Genomic DNA, 22,266 nt, shown 5'->3' with positions numbered 1-22,266 from the left:
AAATCCAAAGAAAATTGGAAGGAAATGCTAAGATTGCCATGAATGCGCTTCGAGGGTCTGCCGTGATTTGCTCTGCGACTTCTCCGCTGCCGACTTCGCATCGCGAAGTGACGGAAAAGAGCCGACTTCGCATCTTCTCAGGATCGGCAAATGTCGCCTTGGCCGAAGAAGTTGCTGCATACCTGGGGTTACCGTTGGGACCAATGGTTCGCAAACGGTTTGCCGACGGTGAGCTTTATGTTCAAATTCAGGAGTCAATCCGGGGTTGTGATGTTTATCTGATCCAACCGGTTTGTCGCCCTGTGAATGACCATCTAATGGAATTGTTGATCATGGTGGATGCTTGCCGCCGGGCTTCGGCGCGCCAAGTCACCGCTGTGATTCCCTACTACGGCTATGCCAGGGCCGATCGCAAGACGGCCGGCCGGGAATCGATTACGGCCAAACTGGTGGCGAACCTGGTTGTGAAATCCGGAGCCGATCGGGTGTTGGCCATGGACTTGCATTCAGCGCAAATCCAAGGCTATTTCGATATTCCGCTCGATCATGTTTTTGGTGCGCCAGTCCTGATCGACTACCTCGAAAGCAAGAACCTGTCGGATATTGTCGTGGTGTCGCCCGATGTGGGCGGGGTGGCGCGGGCCCGGGCCTTTGCTAAGCGCCTGAACGATGCGCCCCTAGCGATCATTGACAAGCGCCGCCAAGTGCACAATGTGGCGGAAGTGCTGAACGTCATTGGTGACGTGAAGGGCAAAACGGCCGTTTTGGTGGATGACATCATCGACACAGGCGGCACGCTCACGGAAGGGGCCCGAATGCTGCGTCGGGAAGGGGCACGCCAGGTTTATGCCTGTGCCACCCATGCGGTGTTGTCTCCTCCGGCGATCGAGCGCTTGTCCAGTGGGTTATTTGAAGAGGTGATTGTCACCAACACGATTCCCATGATGGATCACCACCATTTTGACCAGCTCACGGTTTTGTCAGTGGCGAATGTGCTGGGCGAAACTATTTGGCGCATCCACGAAGACACGTCAGTTAGCAGCATGTTTATCAATGACTAATATCCATGATTCAAGGATGCGCCTGCGGAGCTAGCTGACTGGGGCTGAGATTCGCGGATGAACGGTGGAGGGAGCAAGTTTGCTTAGGAGGTGGCTTCTGGCCATTACTCCTGCAAGGACAAAATTCCTAAGCATTGTCCTAAAACTCAAGGGTGACGGACGATCGACCGAGAAACCCAACGGGGGCGTTCACGGTCGATCGTTTGTCTTCGCTGGCTTCTCGGAATTACCATTCGGAATTGCCATTGGGGGCGATCGAGCGCGATTAAGCGTAATTGGGTGCGATTTCGACGACCTGAAGACGACCTGAGCCTGTTGATTAACCCATTTCGATGCAGGGGGCCATCCAAAACCTGGCTAATGCCCTATGTTGCGAATTACAGCCTTCAGGTAGATTGATTGGGATTTTCGATTTTGTATTTTCTGAAGGATGAGGATTAGCCATGGATATTTTTCCGGCGATCGATCTGTTGGGTGGACGTTGTGTCCGGCTCTTTCAAGGTGACTATGATCGCGCGGAAACCTTTGGTGATGATCCGGTGATGGTTGCCCAGCGGTGGATGACGGCGGGGGCCAGTTGGTTGCACCTGGTTGACTTGGATGGGGCCAAAACGGGAGAACCCGTGAATCTCCAGGCGATCGCGGCCATTACCCAACAACTGGGCGATCGCCCGATTCAAATTCAAGTGGGAGGCGGCATCCGAACCCGCGATCGCGCGGCCCGCCTGTTTGAACTGGGGATCACCAGAGCGATTGTGGGAACCGTGGCCGTGGAGCAGCCGGACGAAGTGGCCGCCTGGTGCGCGGAATTTCCCGGGCGGATCGTAATTGGCATTGATGCCCGCAATGGCTGGGTTGCAACCCGGGGTTGGCTGGAAACCTCCGAAGTGCGGGCGGTGGAACTGGCCCAGCGCGTTCAGGACTGGGGCGCGGCGGCCATTGTTTACACGGATATTCACCGGGATGGCACTTTGGCAGGCCCCAACAAGGAAGCCCTACGCGAGCTGGCGGAAGGGATTTCCATTCCCGTAATTGCCTCCGGGGGGATCAGTTCCGTCACCGATTTATTGGGGCTGCTGGCCCTGGAGCCGGTGGGAGTCACGGGGGCGATTGTCGGTCGCGCCCTCTACACCGGCAACGTGGATCTCAAGGAGGCCATCCAGGCGGTGGGCCCGGGCCGAATTCAAGATCTCCCCCTGAATTTTGGTCAGGAGGCGATCGGGTAACTCAGCCACTGAGGCAGCCCCGGGATCCAAGGCGATTGAGGGGTCCATCCGCAGCGATCGCCCAACCCTTGTTGATCCTTAGCCCTAACCCTGAGCAGCAGCGGGGCGCAGAATCACCAACCCATAGGCCTGGGGATTCAAATATTGCTGGGCGGCCCGCTGCAAATCTTCTGGAGTCAGGCAACGGACAGCATCGGGATATCGCAGGGCCGCATCCACATTGCCCACCAAGGTTTGGTAGTAGCCATAGAGGTTCGATCGATTCGCGGGGGTTTCATTGCCAAACACAAACCCATTAGCCACCCGCGCCCGCACCCGATCGACCTCCGCCATGCTCACCGGTTCCGAACCAATACGCGCCATGTGATCCTGCAAGCGGGCTTCCAGCTCTGGCAAATGCTCCGGCTCACAATGGGCGGCCAAATAAAACGTTCCTTGGGCACGGTAGGTCAAATTGGTGGCCGAAACCTTGGACACCAATCGCCGCTCTTCCCGCAAGTCCCGCACCAGGCGCGAGGTGCGGCCATGGCCCAACACCGCCGCCAACACATCCAGCGGATAGGTTTCCCGCAAGTCCTGTAGCCCCGGAACGCGCCAGAGCATGATCAGGCGGGCCTGTTGCAACGATGGGTCAATGATTTCCCGGCGTTCAATGTGATCGAACGGCAACTCTGGGATCAACGATGGCGTGGCCACCGGCAAACCCGACCAGTCCCGATCGCGCCAGGCCTCGTTGAAGCCGGTTTCCAAAATCTCGAATAACTGCTCCGGCGGCAAATTGCCCACCGCCACGGCCGTCACCGACTGCGGGCGATAGTGGCGATCATGGAAGTCCCGCATCTGTTGCACATCCAAGTGGGCAATCACTTCCGTGGGGCCCAACACCGGCCGGTTATAGGGCAAGGTCTCAAAGGCCAGGTTCATCACCGCTTGGAAGGTGCGACGGCGGGGATTGTCTTGGCTGCGGCGAATTTCTTCGAGCACCACATGGCGCTCCCGGTCAAATTCCGCGGCCGGCAACTGGGGCCGCAATGCCACGTCAAATTGCAAAGGAGCCAGGGCAGCAAAATCCTGGGGAGCGGCGGTCAAATAAAACTGGGTGTAGTCTTGGCTGGTGGCGGCGTTGGTGACCGCTCCGCAAGCTTCAATCCGCTGTTCAAACTCCCCGAGGGCGAGCCGATCGCTCCCTTTAAACACCATGTGCTCCAAAAAGTGGGCCATGCCATTAATGGGTTCAGGTTCGATCGCTGAACCAGCATTGACCCACAAACTGAGATTGACCGCCTCAACGGGCATCTGCTCCACAATCGCGAGTGCACCACAGTCTAACCGCCGAATTAACGGCCCAGTACGGACGGTTTCGATCGGCGGCAGGGCCGGGGCAAACAAGCTTGGCGACATCATTGGCTCAGCTCGCGGAAAGGTAGGATTTAGTTAGACCGCTATTAGCCTAGACCGATTTCACCTCACTGTGCTGGCTGGTGCGGTTACTAGCGGGATCGGCGATCGGGGTTTTGGGGGTGGGCGTTGTTTTCGTGGTCTCCCGAGGGCCGCGGGCCTCAATCAGGTCAATGGCACGGCTGACACTTTCCGGGAAAACCACCACTAACCCGCCATCCACCGCCCGATCGAGGGCCGTATTCACCGCCGTGGTTTCATCCAGGATGGTTTCAAACCGGCGAACCCGCGCCAGCCCTTCCTGGCGAGCGGCAGTGATGCCCGCTTCGATTTGGCGAGCGGCGCTGCCCCGGGCCCGACCGCGATTGTCGTCATCTTCCTTGATCAGAATTTCATCGAACATTTGGGCCGCCAGCTTGCCCAGCAATTGGAAGTCCTCATCACGGCGATCGCCCGGGCCACCAACCACACCCACCTTGGTGCCGGGCCAGTTTTGGACAAACACGCCCACCGCTTCATAGCCAGCGGGATTGTGCGCGTAGTCCACTAGGGCATGGTAGCGACCCAAATCAAACAAATTCATTCGCCCCGGGGTCTGCTTGGCACTGGACGTGAAGGTCATCAGGGCCTGACGAATTGCTTCAATGCGCACCCCTTGGGCAAAGGCGGCCAAACTGGCGGCCAGGGCATTGGCAATTTGGAAAGCGGCCTTTCCGCCCAGGGTGAGGGGAATGTTTTCGGCTCGATCGATCCGCAGGGTCCAATCGCCTTTGAGAATCGACAGGTAGCCGTTTTCATAAACAGCGGCCAAGCCTCCCTGTCGGGCATGTTCCCGCACGATCGGGTTCTCCGGGTTCATGGAGAAATAGGTGACTTGGGCCAACACATGCTCCGCCATGGCCGCCACCAGGGGATCATCCGCATTGAGCACCGCATAGCCATCGGGGGCAGCGGCTTCCGCCACCACCGCTTTCACACGGGCCATTTGCTCGATCGTGTCGATGTCCCCCAGCCCCAGGTGGTCAGCGGCCACATTCAGCACCACGCCCACATCGCAGCGATCGAACGCCAAGCCCGATCGCAAAATGCCTCCCCGAGCCGTTTCCAGAATGGCCACTTCCACGGTCGGATCTTGCAGGATCAGATTGGCACTTTGGGGGCCGGTGTTGTCCCCGGGTTCCACCATGTATTCCCCGATGTAAGTGCCGTCGGTGGTCGTGTAGCCCACCACTTGTCCCGTTTGGCGATAGATATGGGCAATCAGGCGGGTGGTGGTGGTTTTGCCGTTGGTACCGGTCACCGACACGATCGGCACATGGGCCGGCGACCCGGGCGGAAACAACATATCCAGCACCGGTTCCGCCACGTTGCGGGGAATGCCTTCACTGGGCTGCACATGCATCCGGAAGCCCGGCGCAGCGTTCACTTCAATCACCACACCCCCGTTTTCGCGCAGGGGGCGGGAAATATCGGGCGTAACAATATCAATCCCGGCGATGTCCAAGCCAATGATCTTGACCACCCGTTGGGCTAACCAGACGTTTTCCGGGTGAATTTCATCGGTGCGATCGATCGCAATGCCACCGGTACTCAGGTTCGCCGTGCCTCGCAAATAGCAAATTTCGCCCCGATCAAGCACAGTATCGAGAGTCAGGCTTTGCCGCTCCAGCATTTGCTCCAAGGGGCGATCGATTGTGATTTTGGTGAGCACATTATCGTGGCCACTGCCCCGGCGCGGATCGCGATTGGTTTCGTCAATCAACGCCTGAATGGTCGATCGCCCATCTCCAATCACCCGAGCCGGTACGCGCTCCGCCACGGCCACCACCTGACCATTGACCACCAATACCCGGTGGTCATTCCCCTTATAAAACCGCTCCACCAAAATCGTCTGGGACTTGGAATCGGCCATGGCCATTTCGTAGGCTTCTTCCGCCGCTTCCCAAGATTCAATGTCCAGGGTGATCCCTCGGCCATGGTTGCCGTCCAAGGGTTTGATCGCGATCGGGTAGCCACCGACCTCCTCGATTGCATCCTGTAGCTCGTCTAGGTATCGAACCGTTGTCCCCCGAGGAACCGGCACGCCCGCATCGGCCAAAACCCGCTTGGTGCCGTCCTTGTCGCAGGCCAACTCCACCGCCAAAATTCCCGTGCGATCGCTCAGGGTCGCTTGCACCCGCTTTTGACGAACCCCATACCCCAACTGAATCAGGGAGCGTGCCGCCAACTGCCGCCAAGGAATTCCCCGGCGCTCTGCCTCGCGCACCAGGGATTCCGTGCTGGGGCCAAGGGCTTCCTCTGCCCGAATTTCCTCCAGATCCTGCAAGTCTTGCTCCAGCTCGGCCCGGGGATAGCTGCCCGAGTCCACAATGCTGCGGCACAGACGCACGGCCGCTCGGGCCGCATACCGCCCAGCCCGCTCGTTTTCATACTCGATCGCCACCAAGTAAACCCCTGGCTCCGAGGTTTCGCGCGTGCGCCCAAACCCCACGGGCATCTGCGTCAATTCCTGAAGTTCCAGGGCCACATGCTCCACGATGTGCCCCATCATCGTGCCTTCGCGCACCCGCTCCAGAAAACCACCCCGCTTGCCCCGCGAGCAGTGATGCTCCATTAAGCTGGGCAGGGCTTCCACCAGTCCTTCGTAGAACCCCGGAATCTCGTTGGAGGGGCGATCAGCCAAGTCCGCCAAATCCAAACGCAAAACGACAAGCTTATGGCGGCGAATGCTCCAATAATTGGGGCCGCGGAGCGTCTGGACTTTCAGGATCTTCATCGGAGGCAGTGTTGAGGAAGGTTCAAAAAGAACGGGGAGATGCGTGACCCAACCGTCATCTAACGAGTCAGCGACACCGAAGGATTAGCTTAGTCTCAGTGCTGACGATGATACTGAACTGTTCCTGAGGAACAATTTTTTCAGAATTCTTAGCTGTCAGGTTAGCCGCTTGGTTCACAAACAGCAACAGAGGCCAAGGGGAATGGACGGGGATTGATCGCCCAAAATGGCCAAGGTGTTGTCTAGTGGGAGATAGACCCGATCGGCAAAGCCTTGGGGCCGCCCTGTGATCACGCCCTTGCGAGCCATATTGGCGATCGAGCGGGTCTCCGAATGGGGATCAAAAGAAATCTGGAAGAATGGGCAGCGTGATCCGGATTCGCCGGTTCCCGAGCTGGGTCTGGATCGGCCGGGGCCGGGGCGGTTTAAGATGAAATCGCGTTGGATTGCTCGCTAGCCAACCCGCTAGGCAGCATCTGAAATTATTAGTGATGCGGGTCAGTGATGCGGGTCGTTGTGATTGTCGCGATCATAACGATGCTGTCGATCATCAACAACTAATCCCGCGTGTAATCTAATCCCGCGTGTCATCCCTCGTGATTGAGGACGCAGCAGTCCTTCATGCTCCGTTTTGCAACGCCCGATCGAACTCGAAACCCATGCAATTTTCGTCCCTGAACCGCTCCACTTGGAAACGCCTCGCGATCGCGTTGTTGCTGACGGTTGTGGTGGCGCTGCAAGCCTGCGCCGCTCCGGCCAGCGGCTTGAAGGCCTACATTGATGCCACCAAAGGCTATCGATTCCTGTACCCGATCGGGTGGGTGGCCGTCAAAGTGGCCGGCGGGCCCGATGTGGTCTTCCATGACCTGATTCAAGAAACCGAAAACGTCAGCGTTGTGATCAACCCCGTTCCCAGCGGCAAAGCCCTGCCCGATTTGGGAACTCCCAGCGAAGTGGGTTATCGCCTCTCTAAGAGCGCGATCGCCCCGCCCGGCTCCGGACGCACCGCCGAACTGGTGAACGCCGAGGCCCGAGAAGCCAACGGCAAAACCTATTACTTGCTGGAATATGCCGTGAAGCTGCCTAACCAAGAGCGCCACAACCTGGCCAGCGTTGCCGTCAGCCGTGGCCAGCTCTACACCTTGAACATTTCCGCCTCCGAAGGGCGTTGGGACAAGGTGAAAGACATGTTTGAAACGGTTGCTCGATCGTTCTCCGTAGACTAGGCAACTTGGCCTCAGCCGGGGCGACAGCGACAACCAACGGGCGATCGGCCGCACTCAGGCGATCGATATCGGTGGCGAAGTGGCGATCGAACATCAATGGCAGTCAACTGGATAGCGCTGGGTAGCGATCGATCGCTACCGCGTCAATCATTCAGACAGGGCAATGGCAAGGCTGTTGCCCTGTTTCCTTGGTAGGGTCTGGGCAATCCTGACCAAGGCCAACCGCCACCCTTTCACCCGAACTTCCGCCGCCTCCTCATCCGTGGATTCACCCCCGATTCACCCCCGTCAACCCCATTCCCTAACCTTTCGATTACTAACTGACCAAGACTATGCCTAACCCCTTGCAATTGGTGTTAGCTTCCGCCTCTCCTGCTCGCCGCAAACTCCTCCAGATGGCAGGCATTCCCCCGATCGTTTGTCCCAGTGACTTCGATGAGGATTCCGTCACCGTCTTTGATCCAGGACAACTGGTGCAAGTGCTGGCCCAGGGCAAGGCACGGGTGATTGTCAATCGGCTGCGGCAGGAACCGGCCCTGCGGCAGTCCCTATTGGGATCCCATGAACTGGGCAGCTCGATCGTGGTTTTGGGTTGCGATTCCGTGCTGTTGGTGAATGGGGAAGTCTATGGCAAGCCCGACTCACCCGCCGAGGCCATGGAGCGCTGGCAACAAATGCGGGGGAAAATTGGTGATCTGTACACGGGCCATGTGCTGATTGATTTGGCGAGCGATCGGGAGTTGATCCAGTCCGCCACCACCCGTGTTCATTTCGCAACCCCCACCGATGCCGAAATTGCGGCCTACATCGCCACGGGCGAACCCATGCAATGCGCCGGGTGTTTTGCCCTCGAAGGTCGCGGCGGCCTGTTTGTGGAGAAAATCGAAGGCTGCCACATGAATGTGATTGGCCTCAGCCTGCCGCTCTTGCGTCGCATGTTAGGGGAGTTGGGATACGACGTAACGCAACTTTGGCAAACCCCAGCCCTTTAAAGACAAACTGGAATCGCTGGCGGCTGCGTCGGCCCCTGAAATGGGGGCCGGCTTTGATCTTGGGCCCATTGTGCCAGATTCAGATCCAGTCCCGATCCAGTCCATACCCAGTCAATTTCCATCAATTCCAGCAACCCACTCCAGAATTTCAGCCTGAAATTCAGCCTCAGCGGTGGATCTTGGCATTCAGGAGCATTTTTAGCCGTTCTGTCGCTCAATCCACTGGTGACACGGGAGCTAAGGGCGGTACGATTGAAATTTAGGGGCAACAAGCATCAACTTTTCAGTTTTGATCGACATCACCGGCCGGCGATCAAAACGGAAAAATTGCGACCTATCCAAACCAACTTCGTGCAAAGTAAACAGAGCCGGATTGGTCATTTTGTCTAATGGTGCGGTAGTTTCTGCCAGCGCTGCGATCGGGATTTTCACGACTGTTTTGCAGCGCTTCAACTGGTCTGAATCCCACCAGCAAGTTGATAAATGAACTACCCCGCCGCAAGCGGACGGGGTATCAGAATCAAAAAAGAGTAAGCTGCTCATCTCTGTGCAACTTCAGATACTCATTACCCTGGTTCTTAACGTATCTTGCTATCATCCCTTCATCTCCATGTTTTCCTACCGTACTCGCAAAGTAACCATCACTCCAGAATTCTCCTCCCCAAAGCTGCTGCTTCACTTGCGGACACCTCTTAAAAACTTCCCGCGCTGTCAAACTCTTGAGCATCGTTACCAGTTTTGTCACACTGTACGTTGGCACTGATTGCACTAAAAAATGCACATGATCCTTGTCCACTCCAATTTCGATGAACTTCACTTCGTAACGTTTCTCAATCTCTAAGCAAACTTCTCTCAATACCTCATCGACTTGTTCGTCAAATACGGCCCGCCGATACTTTGCTGGGAACACTAAGTGGTAAAGCAAAATTGTGACGTTATGACTTTTGTGGATATATTCGCTCATCTCTGATTTTTACGCCGCAGAGCGGCGGGGAATTGACCCTTAGAGATTAAAATCTGGCATTTACGGAAGCGAAGTTTCGATGTTTAGGGGGATGGGGTTGCATCGCCAGCCATCGATCGCCGCCGACGAGGTTTAAGCATGTGTTCATGAATTTTTCCAATTCGGCCAGTGTGCCCAATCGCCCACCCACAGCTTCCGGCTCCAACCACGAATCGGTTCCTTCCGAGTCACAGTCTCTGATTGTGGCGCTGGTTGGAGGCAATGAGACTTCAGAACGCCTGATTTGGGAATCTCTGATTCAGGAGTCTGGCCATGTGTTGTTCGATCACTGGACGATCGACTCTTTAGCCCAATTGCGATCCCAAACGGATCCACCCCTGCGTGAGCTGGCTAAGGTGGAACTGTTGGTGCTGTTGGTGATGCCGGAAACGGTGAAGCCAATGCTGGCACTAGTGGATTGGCTATATCGCCAATCGGGGCTGCCCTCTTTGGTGGTGGTGATGCGTCCCCTGCCCTCCTCGATCGCGCCGTTGGTTTCAGCCCTCACCCATGGCGGCATTTGGGGCGTGGTGGGGTTGCCTTGGACTCCCGAGCAAGGGCGGGCCATGCTCGATGCGGTGAGCAGCCGATGCTTGGCCGATCGCGAAGCCCGGCGCTGTCAGGTGTCGTTGGAACAGCAATTGATCGATCGCAACCAACTGGCCGCGATCGCCCTCCATGACTCCCGCAGCGCGATCGGAGCCATTCAATCCTATGCCCAACTCATGGATCGGTTTTGGGATCATTGGCCCGCCGAACAACAGCGAGCCTACCTGAAGCGGATCGGCTGTTTAGCGGAAAAAACCCTTTCGGAATTTAACGATCTCACGGTCTTAATTGAGGCTGATTCCGGCCGATTGCGGTTTGAACCTGCCTGGTTAGATGTCTCTGCCTTGCTGAGGGAAGTGGTCGATCGTTGCCAACAAATTGCACCCGCCCTGTGTCACATCACGATCCACGATCGCCTAGATCATTCTCAAATTTGGGCCGATGCTCGCCTATTTCGGCTGATTACCAACAACCTCTTGGACAATGCCGTCAAATATTCACCAAATGGCGGCACAATCGAGGTTTTTCTATCGCAACAAAGTAACTTCCTACTCCTACAGGTTCGCGACCACGGCATCGGCATTTGTAGCACCGATCAGGAACGGATTTTTCAACAATTTACCAGAGGATCCAACGTCGCTGACATTCCCGGCACTGGATTGGGTTTAGCCATCATTGCCCAGTGCGTTCAATTGCATCACGGCAAAATTGAACTCGATAGCGAATTACAGCAAGGCAGCCTATTCACCGTTTGGCTACCGATGATTGCACTAGGTTCTACTAATCATCACGCTGCTTCCGGCTTTGCGGATGGCTAACCCACGCTTACCGTTTCAACCCAAGTTCGTTGCAAATTTCGCAAGTGCCCGTTTTCAATTTCGCCAACCCTTGATGAACTCAAGTCATTAGCGCCAGTACCCAAATCCCAAAAGTTGTTGCCTTTTAACTACATATTCTCTGGTGAATTATTCAAGCTTTTATAAGCCAGAGAATTTTTTCAAATCAAGTTCAAAGGCAACGACTTTAAGACAACTGTATTCAATTTGATTAGTTGACATTAGAGCAGCTTTATCAACCAGGTTATTACTAGACCTCTTGCATCAATCACGATCCTAAATCCTGAATCTCTCTCCAAGATTGCTGATTGACTGAAAAGACACGCAAGCGCCCCATTTTTCGGTAGGTTGGGTTGAGCTTTGCGAAACCCAATTCGATCACCACGAATCTTACTGTTGTTGGGTTTCGTACCTCAACCCAACCTACCAGATAATCGTTGATCAGCCCATCTTGAGAAAAGGGGTTAAGGGTGAGGACTTTTAATTGATTCGTGAAAGAAGGCTACTGATTAATAAAGGTATTACTGAAAGGACTCTAGCTTTCAGTAATACCAGTTTGGTGGAAATCCATGATCGCGTGGTCTCCCATCATCTAGCGAGGTTGGAGGCGCGGATCCAGATCCTGGAGTGCTGCTGGGGGCATGGTGGCGAAATATTGATGGTGAAAGCGCTCTTCTTGGACGATCGCCCAAAATTGTGCGATCGCCCGCGATCGGGTGGTCGCTTCAGTTTCCATCGCATCCAAGGCTTGGGGTTGAAACCTCAGGTGGCCATCCTGCTCCCTTGGGTTCAGGCCGATCGCCGCCAGGGCATTGAGGCCGAGTTCAATTGCCTGGGGGCTGAGGGCTAATCGCGCTGATAAGACTGCTCGATCGACGGTTTGGCCGGTGCGGCTGAGATATTTCGCCATCCCCAAAAGGGTTTGCCAGGTGCGATCGGGACTGGGTTCCAAAATTGGCTGATAGGTCAGGGCGATCGGGCGTTGATCGTCTAGGGCTTGGCGGGCGATTTGCTGCCAGTCTTCCCAACGGGTGGGGCATTGATCAACCCACAACATTGCGGTGGGCGATGGCAATTCGGCGGCAGGTAACCCTTGCCGATAATCCCAAACGGGAATCGTACCAGCGAGATCGCGCACCAAGGGGCGATCGGCTGGGCGCACTGCCAAGGGCCGCAATTGATAGCACTTATCGCGGGCATTGAAATCCAACTCCGCCACCAAGTCACAGGAACCCTTGGGAATGGCTTCCGGCAAGCAGTCCCACCAAATGCCCGGGAAAGGTTCGGTAGCCGAATCATCTTGAATTTCAAAGCGGGTGTGGAGATACCGCAATTTTTGGGATCCCAGGTGCAGGCGGCGGACTTGCAGATTTTGGAACCGAACTTGCCGAATCAGCAAACGCGGAGCCGGGTTTCCCATGCCGCAAGGTTCCAGCCACTTCAGGGCTTGAAACAGGGCCCGCCCCCGATCGAGCAACAGGTCTGCTACGGTGACGGTCAAATCGGCCGTGATGGGCTGGGGCGATCGGGCTGGGCAGCGTTGACGCACTTCCCGTTCCAGGGCTTGGGTAAACAAATCCAGATTAGCCACCGGCAAAGCCAACCCCGCTGCCAGGGGATGGCCCCCAAATCGATCGAGCAAATGGGTTTGTTGCTTCAGGACTTCATAAAAATCCAGACCCGGGAGCGATCGGGCGGATCCCTTCGCCATGTCGCCTTCCAGGGTCAGCAACACCACGGGGCGGTTAAATTCCTGCGCCAGTTGACCCGCCACTAGCCCCAAAACGCCCAAGGGCCAACCCGCTTCCGCCAACACAATCACGGCGGTGGTAGACCAATCGGCGGCGGCCAGGCGCGATCGGGCCCGCCACAGCACATCGTTTTGCAGGGCTTTGCGGCGACTGTTGGCCGCTTCCACTTGGTCAGCTAATTGGCGACACCGATCGCGATCGCGACTGGTCAGCAGTTCAATGCAAAAGTGAGCATCGCCATAGATGCGGCTGGCCGCATTGATGCGCGGCCCCAGGCCAAAGGCAATATCAGAGGGGCGATCGCCCGTTTTCTTGCATCGCTCCAGCAACAGTTGCAAGCCGGGGCGATCGGTTTTTTGGAGATGCTGCAATCCCACTTGGGCCAAGTACCGAGCATCGCCCCGCAGTTCCACCAAATCCGCAATTAGCCCGATCGCCACCAGATCCAGCAAGGCCGCGAGGGGCTGTTGGGGAACCGTGGGCAAGGCTTGGTAAAGGGCTTCCACCAATTTGTAAGCCACGGCCACACCCGAAAGACTGGCCAAGGGCGAATCGATCGGGAGTGCGCGCGGGTTCACCAACGCCACCAAGTCCGGCCGTTGGTCGGGCAAGCTGTGGTGATCGGTCACAATCACTTCCAAGCCCAAATCCCGCGCGATCGCCAACTCCGCCAGGTTGGTGCTGCCCGTGTCGCAGGTCACGATCAGTTGCCAACCGGCCGCCGCCAGGGCCGCCAACCCCGATCGAGATAACCCGTGGGATTCTTTGAGGCGATCGGGCACAAAATAAGTGAGCCGATCGCCCCGGGGAAAAAACTGCCCCAACCCGTCCCACAGCACCGCCGTGGCCGTCACGCCATCCGCATCAAAATCTCCCCAAATAGCTACCCGATCGCCCCGTTCATGGGCCAACACCAACCGCGCGATCGCCTGGGCCATCTCGGAGCCAAACCCCTCTGGCCCCGTGGGTTGATAGTGCTCCGCCGAGAGCCACCCGGCCAAGGTGCGCGGATCACGCCAACCTCGTTCCCACAACACTTGGGCCAGCCACCGGGACCGATCGCCTTGCGGTGAACGACTTTCTTTGAGATCCGTCGCCTTCGGGTTGCCCACCTGCACCGCATCCAGGCGATCGAGCATTGATTGCACCGCCGCCACCCAATCCACCGGGGGAGGCTCGATCGGGAATTGCCAAGCTGCTTCAATATCCATGGGCAAAATCCATGGGTTAACTACAACGGGCCAACTGAAACAAGCTGACGAAACCAGCCAATTTCAGCCAGGAAGTTAACCAAGCCACACCTAGCCGCCGTAGTTCCAGCCGGTGCTTTCTAGGGTGAGGGCTTCCCCTTCCCGATGGATGCCTGCGCCAATCACTTCGCCCACAAAAACCGTGTGATCACCATGGGCGATCGAGCCAACCACCTTGCATTCCACATAGCCCAGGGAGTCGGGCAAAATTGGGCAGCCCGTTGCTTCGCCCAAGTAGAACTCGATGTCTTCAAACTTGTTGCCCACCCGGCGACGGGGCTTAAAAAATTGAGCCGCCAAATCCTTTTGGCCCGCTTCCAACACCGTCAGCGCAAATACGCCGCTCGCTTCAATCATGGCGTGGGAACCAGATTCCCGATTCACGCAGTTCACCACCAAAGGCGGCTTAAACGAGCCTTGCATGACCCAACTGGCCGTAAAGGCGTTCACATCTTCGCCCGCCTCATCCCGCACGCCACAAACATAGATGCCGTGGGGAATTTTCCGGAGCATGGTCTTTTTGGCTTGTTCATCGAGCATGGTGCGAACTCCTCGATCGGGTGAATAGGCGGGGCAACCAACGGCCACGAATGTCAATCACGAATGCCAATGACGGATGTCAATGATCGATCGCGTCGCCGTTTGCAAATCCCTTGCTGAGTGTATCGCAGCCGATCGCCCTCAAAGTTCCACCCAATCACCGATTAACCCGTTTTAGCGCCGTGAATTGAGCCATGAAGGCTTGGATTTTTTGTAAAGAAAGATTACGAAAAAGACAGCAAGACGGCTTTCTGTCTTGACAGACTAGCGTTGCCCCGATACCTTAACATTCATACCCGGGTAATTCATTTGTAGTTATATGCAAGACAAACAGGACAAGCAAAAAGTCACGCTCTACTTCCCCCAACAGTTGCATCGTCAACTCAAAATCCGGGCGGCAGTTGAGTCGGAACCCATGTCCGCAATTGTCGAAAGGGCCGTGGCTTTTTACCTCGAACACCCTGAGGTAATTGACGAGCACAGCGAACCCTACGGGCGTACCCACCGGGTCTATAGCTGCCCTGTCTGTCAAACCTCCACAGTCCTGCGTGACGGTGAATTGGTTGGTCTTGGAAGCCAGCCTGGCATTCTTGCCGAAGATACGCTGTCGATCGAACGGGCCCTGACGGTTCGGGCTGGTGCTCCGGAGTCCGCTGAGGGGGAAGCTCCCAGTAGCGACACGGACGATTCCAACAGCGAAAGCCTTGTACCTTGCTGAAGCAACTGCCAAATGGCTTCAGTTCCGGTTGCGGGTTAGCCCCTTAAGGATTTCGCTCAGGACTCGCTAGATACTTACTAATCACTTTGGCTAATCACGTTGGGCTAGATGGAGAGCAATTTCCAGTCTCTGAGCTAGTCCGTCGCATGTCCAACTCAAGCGGAATGGGTCGAGGGTTATGCAAGAGCAACTAAGCGTCCTGGTCAGAGCGCAATATCCGCTGGTTTACCTCCTAACCTATGAAGAGGAACGCGCTGAACAGGCGATCGCCCGCCTTGCCCAATCCAAAACGCAACCCCGCCGTCTGTTTGTTTGGACGGTGACCCATGGGGTGGTGGAATATGGCCAACCCCGCACGGTGACGCAACACAACACCGTCTCGCCGGAAGCCGCGATCGAGTGGATTGTGCGCCAACGCGACCCCGGGATCTATATCCTCAAAGACTTCCATCCCTACATCGACTCACCAGGGGTGAAGCGCTGGCTGCGAGACGCGATCGCCCAGTTTAAGGGGATGCAGAAAACGATCGTCTTGATGTCGCCGGTTCAAGAAATCCCGATCGAGCTTGAAAAAGAAGTCGTGGTGTTGGATTTCCCCCTGCCCACCCTGAACGAACTCGATCAGGTGTTGGGTGAACAACTCGAAGAGACCCGATCGCGCCCTCTCAGCCCGATCGCCCGTGAGAAACTGCTCAAAGCAGCCCTCGGTCTCACCCGTGACGAAGCCGAAAAGGTCTACCGAAAAGCCCATGTGAGCACCGGCAAGCTCACCGAATCGGAAGTCGAAATCGTCCTGTCCGAAAAGCAGCAGTTGATTCGTCGCAACGGCATTTTGGAATACATGGACGAAGACGAGACGATCGAATCGGTCGGCGGTCTCGAAGAGCTAAAACGGTGGCTGACCCAGCGCTCCAACGCCTTCACCGAGCGAGCCCGTGAATACGGCTTACCCCAACCGAAGGGAATGCTGATTTTGGGTGTGCCCGGTTGCGGTAAGTCTCTGATTGCCAAAACCACCTCCCGGCTGTGGGGTTTGCCCCTGCTGCGCCTGGATATGGGGCGCATCTACGACGGCTCCACCGTGGGGCGATCGGAAAAGAACCTGCGGATGGTGCTCAAAACCGCCGAGTCGATTTCCCCCGTCATCCTGTTCATTGATGAACTGGACAAGGCCTTCGCCGGTTCCGCCGGTTCCGCCGACTCCGATGGAGGAACTTCCAGCCGCATCTTTGGCTCCTTTCTGACCTGGATGCAGGAAAAAACTTCCCCGGTGTTTGTGATGGCGACGGCCAACCGGGTCGATCGGCTCCCCGGCGAGTTCCTGCGCAAAGGCCGGTTTGACGAAATCTTCTTCGTTGATTTGCCCACCCAGGACGAACGGAGCGAAATCTTCCAAATCCACCTCGAAAAGCGGCGTTCTGAAATCTCCCGCTTTGATTTGGATCAACTTGCCAAAGTTTCCGATGGTTTCTCCGGCGCAGAAATCGAACAGGCCATCTTCGCGGCCATGTACGAAGCCTTTGCCCAAGATCGCGAGTTTACCCAACTCGACATCATCGCAGCGATCAAGGCAACCCTGCCGCTGTCGAGAACCATGACCGAGCAGGTAACGGCATTGCGCGACTGGGCCCGCCAGCGTGCCCGTCCTGCCGCCGCTGCTGTCGCGGACTACATCCGCCAGGAGTGGTGACCCCCAAGCTTTCTCCCGTCTCCCAACGGGAGGAGGGCTAGCCCCCCAGTTCCAACCCGTTCAGCATCTGGAACCCCGGTTGGCTAGCGCATTGAAACCAAGCATCGAAGCCTCCCAACTTCGTGCTTGCCATTGAACCCCTAGTTGTTGTCGTTCACGCAATTTCCATCCACAGGAGGAAACCCTCATGTCTCACTTCAGCACCCTGCGCACCAAGATTACTGATGTGGAAATCCTGCGCCAATCCCTGTGCGACCTGGGCATTCAGACCAAAACCAGCGCCGATGTGCGTGGCTATAACGGCCAGCGGGTTCGCGCTGATCTGGTTGCGATCCTGGAAGGGGAATATGACCTGGGCTGGTCGCGCAATGCTGATGGCTCCTACGATCTGATTGCGGATCTGTGGGGTGTGGCGAAGAAGCACAACCAAACGGAGCTGATCAATTCGATCAACCAAAAATATGCGGTGAATAAGACGCTGGCGGAGGTGAAGCGTCCTGGGCTGCAAAATGCCAATGTGAAATTGGTGGTTCAGTAGCAACCGCTTTGTCTGCGCGTTCCTAAGCTTGCTGGCTGGTCGGGTTACCCGGCCAGCCTATTTTATTGGTTGATTGTTGTTGGTTAATTGCTGTTTATTGGTTGCTGTTTATTGGTTGGTATTGCCTGGTTTTTTTGATTGTTATTGGTTAATTGTTATTGATTGATTACTGATTTTTGCGATTGGGTGCTATTTGGTTTTTGGGTTAATTGCCATTGGTTGCTGTTGATTAGTTGATTACTTGTTTTTTGGGTTTTAGTGGATGCGATCCTTTCCTCGGCTGAATTTGCGGCCCGTGATGATGCACCCGATCGCGCGGCGGGGCATGACGGTGGCTCACTGGATTTTGGCGATCGCCCCAATCAGCTTACTGATCACCGGAGCGGGGGCTTGCCTCCAAGCCACCCGAATTTTAGGAAAAGTGCCACAGCCTTGGATCAATGACCCTTACCTGTTCGGTCACAACGACGCGGCTTATCAAGCTTGGTTGCAGGCGGCCAGCTTGGCCCTGGGGTTTACCGTTCTGAGCCTGATTCCTTGGTTTGTGCTGACGGCAGTGGCGATTTTTGCCCATTGGCGCTACTGGGCCAACACAGAATCCGGAGGGGCGGTGGGCTACCGGTTTTTGCCGATCGGGCTGTATCTGCTGAGTTGGGTGGTGTTGATTTGGGAACCGGTGGGATTGATAGATTGGTTGCTGGACTAGTGAGCAGCGCCGTTGATTAACCCGAGCGGTGGGCAACTGGGGCGATCGGCAATTTCCATCCACCCCCTAAAATTAATCCTGTAGGCCATAGGGCTATGCCATGGGGCCATGTCATTGGGCCAGGGCAAACCAGCCAGTTCCTGAACAAGTAGGGCGATCTCAGGTGTGGGAATCAGTACAAACGGGTTTATATCACCTGGCACAGTGGGCCACGGCGTTGGTGGAAGCACAGTTGGCTCATCCCAGTTTGGGGAGTGCGCTGGTAACGTTTGGGGCGGGCCTGCTCACCAGCTTGACCCCCTGTATGTTGTCGATGCTGCCGATCGCGGTGGGCTATCTCGGGGGGTATGACACCTCAGGCGAGTCGGAACCTGCCGATGGGCGATCGCGCTGGGCGGCAGCGGTGCAATCCCTCTGGTTTGCCCTGGGCTTGGCCACCACCTTGGCCGTGATGGGAGTGGCGGCGGCCTGGTTTGGTCGGGTTTATGGCCAGGTGGGTTGGGGCTTGCCGTTGCTGGTGAGCGGGGTGGCGATCGTGATGGGGCTGAATCTGCTGGAGGTGTTGCCCTTTCAGTTTCCATCCCTGGGACAATTGATTCCTGTGCCGACGGGGGTTCCCCGATCGCTGCGATCCTATTTGGTGGGGCTAACGTTTGGGCTGGCGGCTTCCCCTTGCAGCACGCCTGTTTTAGCGGCACTGTTAGCATGGGTTTCGGCCACTCGCGACCCAATCGCGGGTGGAGGGCTGTTGTTGGCCTACGCGATCGGCTATGTGTCGCCGTTGGTGTTAGTGGGCACGTTTGCCGCCTCTTTGAAGAGTTTGTTGGCGCTGCGGAGTCGATCGGGCTGGATTGTGCCCACCAGTGGCGCGTTATTGGTGGGATTCGGCGTATTTTCGCTGCTCAGTCGGTTACCGATCGGCTAGGGTGAATAGCCAACGGATTGCCAGTCAACGGATTGCCAGCCCCATGAGACGCTAGGGAATTAGGGTCAAAAACACAGCGCTAATCATGCGCTAATCATCAGGATCGGCACACTAGGGCGAATTAAGGGAAGACCAAAGTACTGAGGTCAGGGCAAAAACCATGGATGCAAATGACGGATTGCAGCAAACTCCCCTGGATGGGGCGATCGGGCGGAGCTGGTGGCGCGCAGGGGTGCGCATCATTGCTGACCTGCGGTTAGCGATCGTCCTGTTATTGGTGATTGCGGCGGCCAGCATCACTGGCACGGTCATTGAGCAGGGCCAGGGCTTGGAGTTCTATCAAGCAAACTATCCAGAGGATCCAGCCCTGTTTGGCTTCCTGAGCTGGAAAGTGCTGCTGGCCTTGGGGCTGAACACCGTCTATCGCACCTGGTGGTACTTAGGGCTGCTGGTGTTGTTTGGCACGAGCTTGGCTGCCTGCACCGCCCTGCGCCAATGGCCGGCCCTAAAAGCTGCCCAACATTGGAGTTATTACCGGGCCCCCAGACAGTTTGAGAAATTGGCCCTCAGTGCCCGGTTGGACTTGGGGGAAGCCAGCAGCGCGATCGCCCCGGCCACTCCTCTCTTGCAAGCCAAAGGTTACCGAGTTTTTGCGGAAGGCAGCAGCTTGTATGCACGCAAGGGGATTGTGGGCCGCATTGGGCCGATTATTGTCCATGCGGGGATGTTGATTGTGTTGTTGGGCGGCATTATTGGTGCGCTCACTGGTTTCATTGCCCAAGAAATGATTCCCAGCGGCCAAACGTTTCAGGTCACCAATATTATTGACGGCGGCCCTTTGGCGGCGGGGAATGTGCCCCGAGATTGGTCTGTGAAGGTCAACCGCTTCTGGATTGAATATTTACCGGACGGCAACATCGACCAGTTCTATTCAGATTTGTCGGTGTTGGATCAAGCGGGTCAAGAGCGCGATCGACAAACTATTTTTGTGAATCAACCCCTGCGCTACCGAGGGGTGACCATGTACCAAACCGACTGGGGCATCGCAGCGGTGAAGGTACGCATCAACAACAGTCCATCAATTCAGCTACCCATGGGCAAGCTGAACCTGCCGGGCGCGGGCCGGATTTGGGGCACTTGGGTTCCCACCAAACCGGACTTGAGCGAGGGGGTTTCGCTGCTGGCGCGAGATTTGCAAGGGGCAGTGCTGATCTATGACGCGACGGGCCGCCCGATCGCCACCACGCGGGTGGGCCGATCAACCCCAATTACCCTGGGCGATCGCACCCTCACCTTGGCCGTGGATGATTTGATTGGCAGCACGGGGCTACAGATCAAGGCGGATCCCAGCATCCCGATCGTCTATTTGGGCTTTGGATTGCTGATGGTGGGCGTGGTGATGAGCTATTTTTCCCACTCACAAATTTGGCTGTTGCAAGAGGGCCGATCGCTCTATGTGGGTGGCCGCACCAATCGGGCCCAGGTGACCTTTGAGCGGGAAATGCTGGAGGCGATCGCGCAATTGCAAGCCACTGTCCCGATCGCCTCATCCCCAACGCCTGCTGCGACGGAAACCTAAACGATCGTCTTGAAGTTTGCCAAATTCAGTTTGCCAAATTCGCAGATTGCTATCGATGGCTAAATCCTAAGATTCATCTCCGATCACGGAGGGATCAGGGCGATCGCGCTAGGCTCAGAGTAAAGGTTCTTGCCCCCGGCTCACCATTGCCAGAACCCTTCCACGGGGCAAGCAGGAGGAGTGATGACTGATCGGCATCTGCGTTGGCTTAGTGGTGTCGTCTTGGCAGCGGCGCTCCTCGGTGCGGTAGGTTCGCGGGCGGCGGCGGAACCCGCTGCAACCACGACTCCCACTGACCTCAAAGAACTTTTGGCAACGGGCCTCTGTGGTGGTTGTAATTTAGCGGCGGCCAACTTGGCGGGGCAAAACCTGCAAGGAGCGCACCTGATTGGGGCTGACTTGCGCCATGCCAATTTGCGGGGGGCTGATTTAACCAACGCTAACTTGGAAGGGGCCGATCTGACCGGTGCTGACCTAACGGACGCTAATTTAACCGGCACATTCTTAACCAATGCCATCCTGACCCAAGCGAGGCTCGATCGGGTAAACCTCACAGCCGCCACCCTCAATGACGTGGACGTGACCGGCGCGTCGATGCTGGACTTAACCCTCACAGGCGCGACGATTCAGGACACGGCGATCGGGGTTGGTGGCGACGAACCCATTGAGCCCCATCCCTAGGGATGGCTAACCCTTGCCATGATGCGCTTGCTGAATTCCCACAGATCTCCCCGCCTTGAAACAGCCGTTGGTTTGCGCTTGGGGGCGATCGGGCTGGGCATGATTGTGGCGATCGCCGCTGCTCTGCCCGCCCAAGCCCAAGAGCGGCTCAATCGAATCCTGTCCGTTACGGGCCGAGGCAGTGAACTGGTCAGCGCCAGCACTGCCCGCGTGAGCTTGGGGGTGGAAGCCCGGGCCGCCACCGCCGAAGCGGCCCAAGCAGAAATGGCCAAGCGATCGAGCGCGGTGGTGGCGCTGCTGCGGGGTCGCAATGTCCAAAAGCTGCAAACCACGGGCGTTTATCTCAGCCCCTATTACGACAACAACAGCAAACCCGTGGGCTTTGTGGCCACCAACACGGTCAGCTTTGAAATTGCCGCCACCGAATCCGGAGCGCTCATGGATGCGGCCGTGAAAGCGGGAGCCACCCGTGTGGATGGGGTGCAGTTCACGATCGATGATGCCACCAACAACGCGGCGCGCAATCGGGCCTTGGCAGCAGCAACCCGTGATGCCCAAGCCCAGGCCGATGCGGTTTTGGCAACCTTGGGGCTAACTCGGCAGGAAGTGATGGGCATTCAGGTAGAGGGGGCGATGATGTCGATCCCCAGCCCCATGCTGCGAGGCGTGGCCGACTCCGCAGCCAGCACCCCCGTGGTGGCCGGTGAGCAGACGATCCAAGCCACGGTTACTTTGCACATTCGGTACTAGTTCGGCCGTCGCCACGGGGGGCTGAATTAACGTTTCGTTCGTTTTCAGTTGCCAACGTCGAGGTTTACAGG

At 56.8% G+C, this 22,266-nt stretch carries 19 protein-coding genes and 1 pseudogene; 13 read left to right on the top strand and 7 right to left on the bottom strand.

Going from position 1 to position 22,266, the window contains the following annotated elements:
- Window positions 1-38: 38 nt before the first annotated feature.
- Window positions 39-1,061 (top strand): ribose-phosphate pyrophosphokinase, encoded by a 1,023-nt coding sequence (locus AMR42_RS03930; RefSeq protein WP_099532161.1) that lies wholly within the window; start codon window positions 39-41, stop codon window positions 1,059-1,061.
- Window positions 1,062-1,504: 443 nt separating this feature from the next.
- Window positions 1,505-2,287: a 1-(5-phosphoribosyl)-5-[(5-phosphoribosylamino)methylideneamino]imidazole-4-carboxamide isomerase gene (gene hisA, locus AMR42_RS03925; protein WP_099532160.1), complete on the top strand. Its 783-nt coding sequence runs from the start codon at window positions 1,505-1,507 to the stop codon at window positions 2,285-2,287.
- Window positions 2,288-2,371: 84 nt separating this feature from the next.
- On the opposite strand, the gene AMR42_RS03920 is transcribed toward hisA, so the two are convergent.
- From AMR42_RS03920 to AMR42_RS21340, 3 genes are all read right to left on the bottom strand, one after another.
- Entirely contained in the window at window positions 2,372-3,691 is a 1,320-nt protein-coding gene (locus AMR42_RS03920; RefSeq protein ID WP_234406582.1) for a pitrilysin family protein, read from the bottom strand.
- A 46-nt stretch (window positions 3,692-3,737) separates the two neighbouring features.
- Window positions 3,738-6,461 (bottom strand): cyanophycin synthetase, encoded by a 2,724-nt coding sequence (cphA, locus tag AMR42_RS03915; protein ID WP_099532159.1) that lies wholly within the window; start codon window positions 6,459-6,461, stop codon window positions 3,738-3,740.
- A 174-nt stretch (window positions 6,462-6,635) separates the two neighbouring features.
- A complete protein-coding gene (locus AMR42_RS21340) occupies window positions 6,636-6,770 on the bottom strand; it encodes a hypothetical protein (RefSeq protein WP_255407483.1) in 135 nt (44 codons plus the stop codon).
- A gap of 350 nt (window positions 6,771-7,120) precedes the next feature.
- On the opposite strand from AMR42_RS21340, the gene psbP reads away from it, so the two are divergent.
- Both psbP and AMR42_RS03905 read left to right on the top strand, forming a co-directional pair.
- Window positions 7,121-7,687: a photosystem II reaction center PsbP gene (gene psbP, locus AMR42_RS03910; RefSeq protein WP_099532158.1), complete on the top strand. Its 567-nt coding sequence runs from the start codon at window positions 7,121-7,123 to the stop codon at window positions 7,685-7,687.
- Between the two features lie 332 nt (window positions 7,688-8,019).
- Complete coding sequence (locus AMR42_RS03905; protein WP_099532157.1) at window positions 8,020-8,679, top strand: nucleoside triphosphate pyrophosphatase; 660 nt, start codon at window positions 8,020-8,022, stop codon at window positions 8,677-8,679.
- Window positions 8,680-8,916: 237 nt separating this feature from the next.
- On the opposite strand, the gene AMR42_RS19735 is transcribed toward AMR42_RS03905, so the two are convergent.
- Together AMR42_RS19735 and tnpA are read right to left on the bottom strand one after the other, a co-directional pair.
- The gene (locus tag AMR42_RS19735) at window positions 8,917-9,222 is read right to left on the bottom strand and encodes a hypothetical protein (RefSeq protein ID WP_143472921.1); all 306 of its coding nucleotides are present in this window, start codon (window positions 9,220-9,222) and stop codon (window positions 8,917-8,919) included.
- Window positions 9,200-9,643, bottom strand: coding sequence for an IS200/IS605 family transposase (gene tnpA, locus AMR42_RS03900; RefSeq protein ID WP_099532156.1), 444 nt, complete (start codon window positions 9,641-9,643; stop codon window positions 9,200-9,202). Before tnpA ends, AMR42_RS19735 begins: the two co-directional genes overlap by 23 nt.
- Before the next feature lie 146 nt (window positions 9,644-9,789).
- Between tnpA and AMR42_RS03895 the strand changes: the two genes are divergently transcribed.
- A complete protein-coding gene (locus tag AMR42_RS03895) occupies window positions 9,790-11,049 on the top strand; it encodes a sensor histidine kinase KdpD (RefSeq protein ID WP_099532155.1) in 1,260 nt (419 codons plus the stop codon).
- Window positions 11,050-11,659: 610 nt separating this feature from the next.
- Here the strand turns inward: AMR42_RS03895 and recJ are convergent.
- Together recJ and AMR42_RS03885 are read right to left on the bottom strand one after the other, a co-directional pair.
- Window positions 11,660-14,029 carry a single-stranded-DNA-specific exonuclease RecJ gene (gene recJ / locus AMR42_RS03890; protein WP_099532154.1) on the bottom strand — a complete coding sequence of 790 codons (2,370 nt, stop codon included), beginning with the start codon at window positions 14,027-14,029 and terminating at the stop codon, window positions 11,660-11,662.
- Between the two features lie 90 nt (window positions 14,030-14,119).
- Window positions 14,120-14,608, bottom strand: coding sequence for a flavin reductase family protein (locus AMR42_RS03885; RefSeq protein WP_099532203.1), 489 nt, complete (start codon window positions 14,606-14,608; stop codon window positions 14,120-14,122).
- A 319-nt stretch (window positions 14,609-14,927) separates the two neighbouring features.
- On the opposite strand from AMR42_RS03885, the gene AMR42_RS03880 reads away from it, so the two are divergent.
- The 8 genes and pseudogenes from AMR42_RS03880 (at window position 14,928) to AMR42_RS03845 (ending at window position 22,195) form a co-directional block, all read left to right on the top strand.
- Window positions 14,928-15,326 carry a hypothetical protein gene (locus AMR42_RS03880; RefSeq protein WP_099532153.1) on the top strand — a complete coding sequence of 133 codons (399 nt, stop codon included), beginning with the start codon at window positions 14,928-14,930 and terminating at the stop codon, window positions 15,324-15,326.
- Window positions 15,327-15,504: 178 nt separating this feature from the next.
- Entirely contained in the window at window positions 15,505-17,016 is a 1,512-nt protein-coding gene (locus tag AMR42_RS03875; protein WP_099532152.1) for an AAA family ATPase, read from the top strand.
- A gap of 187 nt (window positions 17,017-17,203) precedes the next feature.
- Complete coding sequence (locus tag AMR42_RS03870; protein ID WP_099532151.1) at window positions 17,204-17,554, top strand: DUF1257 domain-containing protein; 351 nt, start codon at window positions 17,204-17,206, stop codon at window positions 17,552-17,554.
- Between the two features lie 262 nt (window positions 17,555-17,816).
- Window positions 17,817-18,260, top strand: coding sequence for a hypothetical protein (locus AMR42_RS03865; protein ID WP_099532150.1), 444 nt, complete (start codon window positions 17,817-17,819; stop codon window positions 18,258-18,260).
- 163 nt (window positions 18,261-18,423) lie between these two features.
- On the top strand, window positions 18,424-19,185 hold the full coding sequence (locus tag AMR42_RS03860; RefSeq protein WP_099532149.1) for a cytochrome c biogenesis protein CcdA: 762 nt from the start codon (window positions 18,424-18,426) through the stop codon (window positions 19,183-19,185).
- Window positions 19,186-19,417: 232 nt separating this feature from the next.
- A pseudogene (locus AMR42_RS03855) lies at window positions 19,418-20,764 on the top strand (cytochrome c biogenesis protein); the annotation flags it as partial.
- 183 nt (window positions 20,765-20,947) lie between these two features.
- The gene (locus tag AMR42_RS03850) at window positions 20,948-21,445 is read left to right on the top strand and encodes a pentapeptide repeat-containing protein (RefSeq protein WP_099532147.1); all 498 of its coding nucleotides are present in this window, start codon (window positions 20,948-20,950) and stop codon (window positions 21,443-21,445) included.
- Between the two features lie 18 nt (window positions 21,446-21,463).
- On the top strand, window positions 21,464-22,195 hold the full coding sequence (locus tag AMR42_RS03845; RefSeq protein WP_234406581.1) for an SIMPL domain-containing protein: 732 nt from the start codon (window positions 21,464-21,466) through the stop codon (window positions 22,193-22,195).
- The last annotated feature ends 71 nt before the right edge of the window (window positions 22,196-22,266 follow it).

Origin of the sequence: Limnothrix sp. PR1529 (assembly GCF_002742025.1) — a bacterium.
Classification (GTDB): Bacteria; Cyanobacteriota; Cyanobacteriia; order CACIAM-69d; family CACIAM-69d; genus CACIAM-69d.
The sequence above is the reverse complement of the archived record's forward strand: the minus strand, read 5'-3'. Positions and strand labels throughout refer to the sequence as shown.

Coding starts and splice junctions, on each gene's coding strand:
- AMR42_RS03865 (WP_099532150.1), top strand. CDS start 17,817: ATGCGATCCTTTCCTCGGCTGAATTTGCGGCCCGTGATGATGCACCCG.
- tnpA (WP_099532156.1), bottom strand. CDS start 9,643: ATGAGCGAATATATCCACAAAAGTCATAACGTCACAATTTTGCTTTAC.
- AMR42_RS03920 (WP_234406582.1), bottom strand. CDS start 3,691: ATGATGTCGCCAAGCTTGTTTGCCCCGGCCCTGCCGCCGATCGAAACC.
- AMR42_RS21340 (WP_255407483.1), bottom strand. CDS start 6,770: ATGGCTCGCAAGGGCGTGATCACAGGGCGGCCCCAAGGCTTTGCCGAT.
- hisA (WP_099532160.1), top strand. CDS start 1,505: ATGGATATTTTTCCGGCGATCGATCTGTTGGGTGGACGTTGTGTCCGG.
- AMR42_RS03875 (WP_099532152.1), top strand. CDS start 15,505: ATGCAAGAGCAACTAAGCGTCCTGGTCAGAGCGCAATATCCGCTGGTT.
- AMR42_RS03930 (WP_099532161.1), top strand. CDS start 39: ATGAATGCGCTTCGAGGGTCTGCCGTGATTTGCTCTGCGACTTCTCCG.
- AMR42_RS03895 (WP_099532155.1), top strand. CDS start 9,790: ATGAATTTTTCCAATTCGGCCAGTGTGCCCAATCGCCCACCCACAGCT.
- AMR42_RS03885 (WP_099532203.1), bottom strand. CDS start 14,608: ATGCTCGATGAACAAGCCAAAAAGACCATGCTCCGGAAAATTCCCCAC.
- AMR42_RS03880 (WP_099532153.1), top strand. CDS start 14,928: ATGCAAGACAAACAGGACAAGCAAAAAGTCACGCTCTACTTCCCCCAA.
- AMR42_RS03905 (WP_099532157.1), top strand. CDS start 8,020: ATGCCTAACCCCTTGCAATTGGTGTTAGCTTCCGCCTCTCCTGCTCGC.
- AMR42_RS19735 (WP_143472921.1), bottom strand. CDS start 9,222: ATGAGCAGCTTACTCTTTTTTGATTCTGATACCCCGTCCGCTTGCGGC.
- AMR42_RS03845 (WP_234406581.1), top strand. CDS start 21,464: ATGATGCGCTTGCTGAATTCCCACAGATCTCCCCGCCTTGAAACAGCC.
- recJ (WP_099532154.1), bottom strand. CDS start 14,029: ATGGATATTGAAGCAGCTTGGCAATTCCCGATCGAGCCTCCCCCGGTG.
- psbP (WP_099532158.1), top strand. CDS start 7,121: ATGCAATTTTCGTCCCTGAACCGCTCCACTTGGAAACGCCTCGCGATC.
- AMR42_RS03850 (WP_099532147.1), top strand. CDS start 20,948: ATGACTGATCGGCATCTGCGTTGGCTTAGTGGTGTCGTCTTGGCAGCG.
- cphA (WP_099532159.1), bottom strand. CDS start 6,461: ATGAAGATCCTGAAAGTCCAGACGCTCCGCGGCCCCAATTATTGGAGC.
- AMR42_RS03870 (WP_099532151.1), top strand. CDS start 17,204: ATGTCTCACTTCAGCACCCTGCGCACCAAGATTACTGATGTGGAAATC.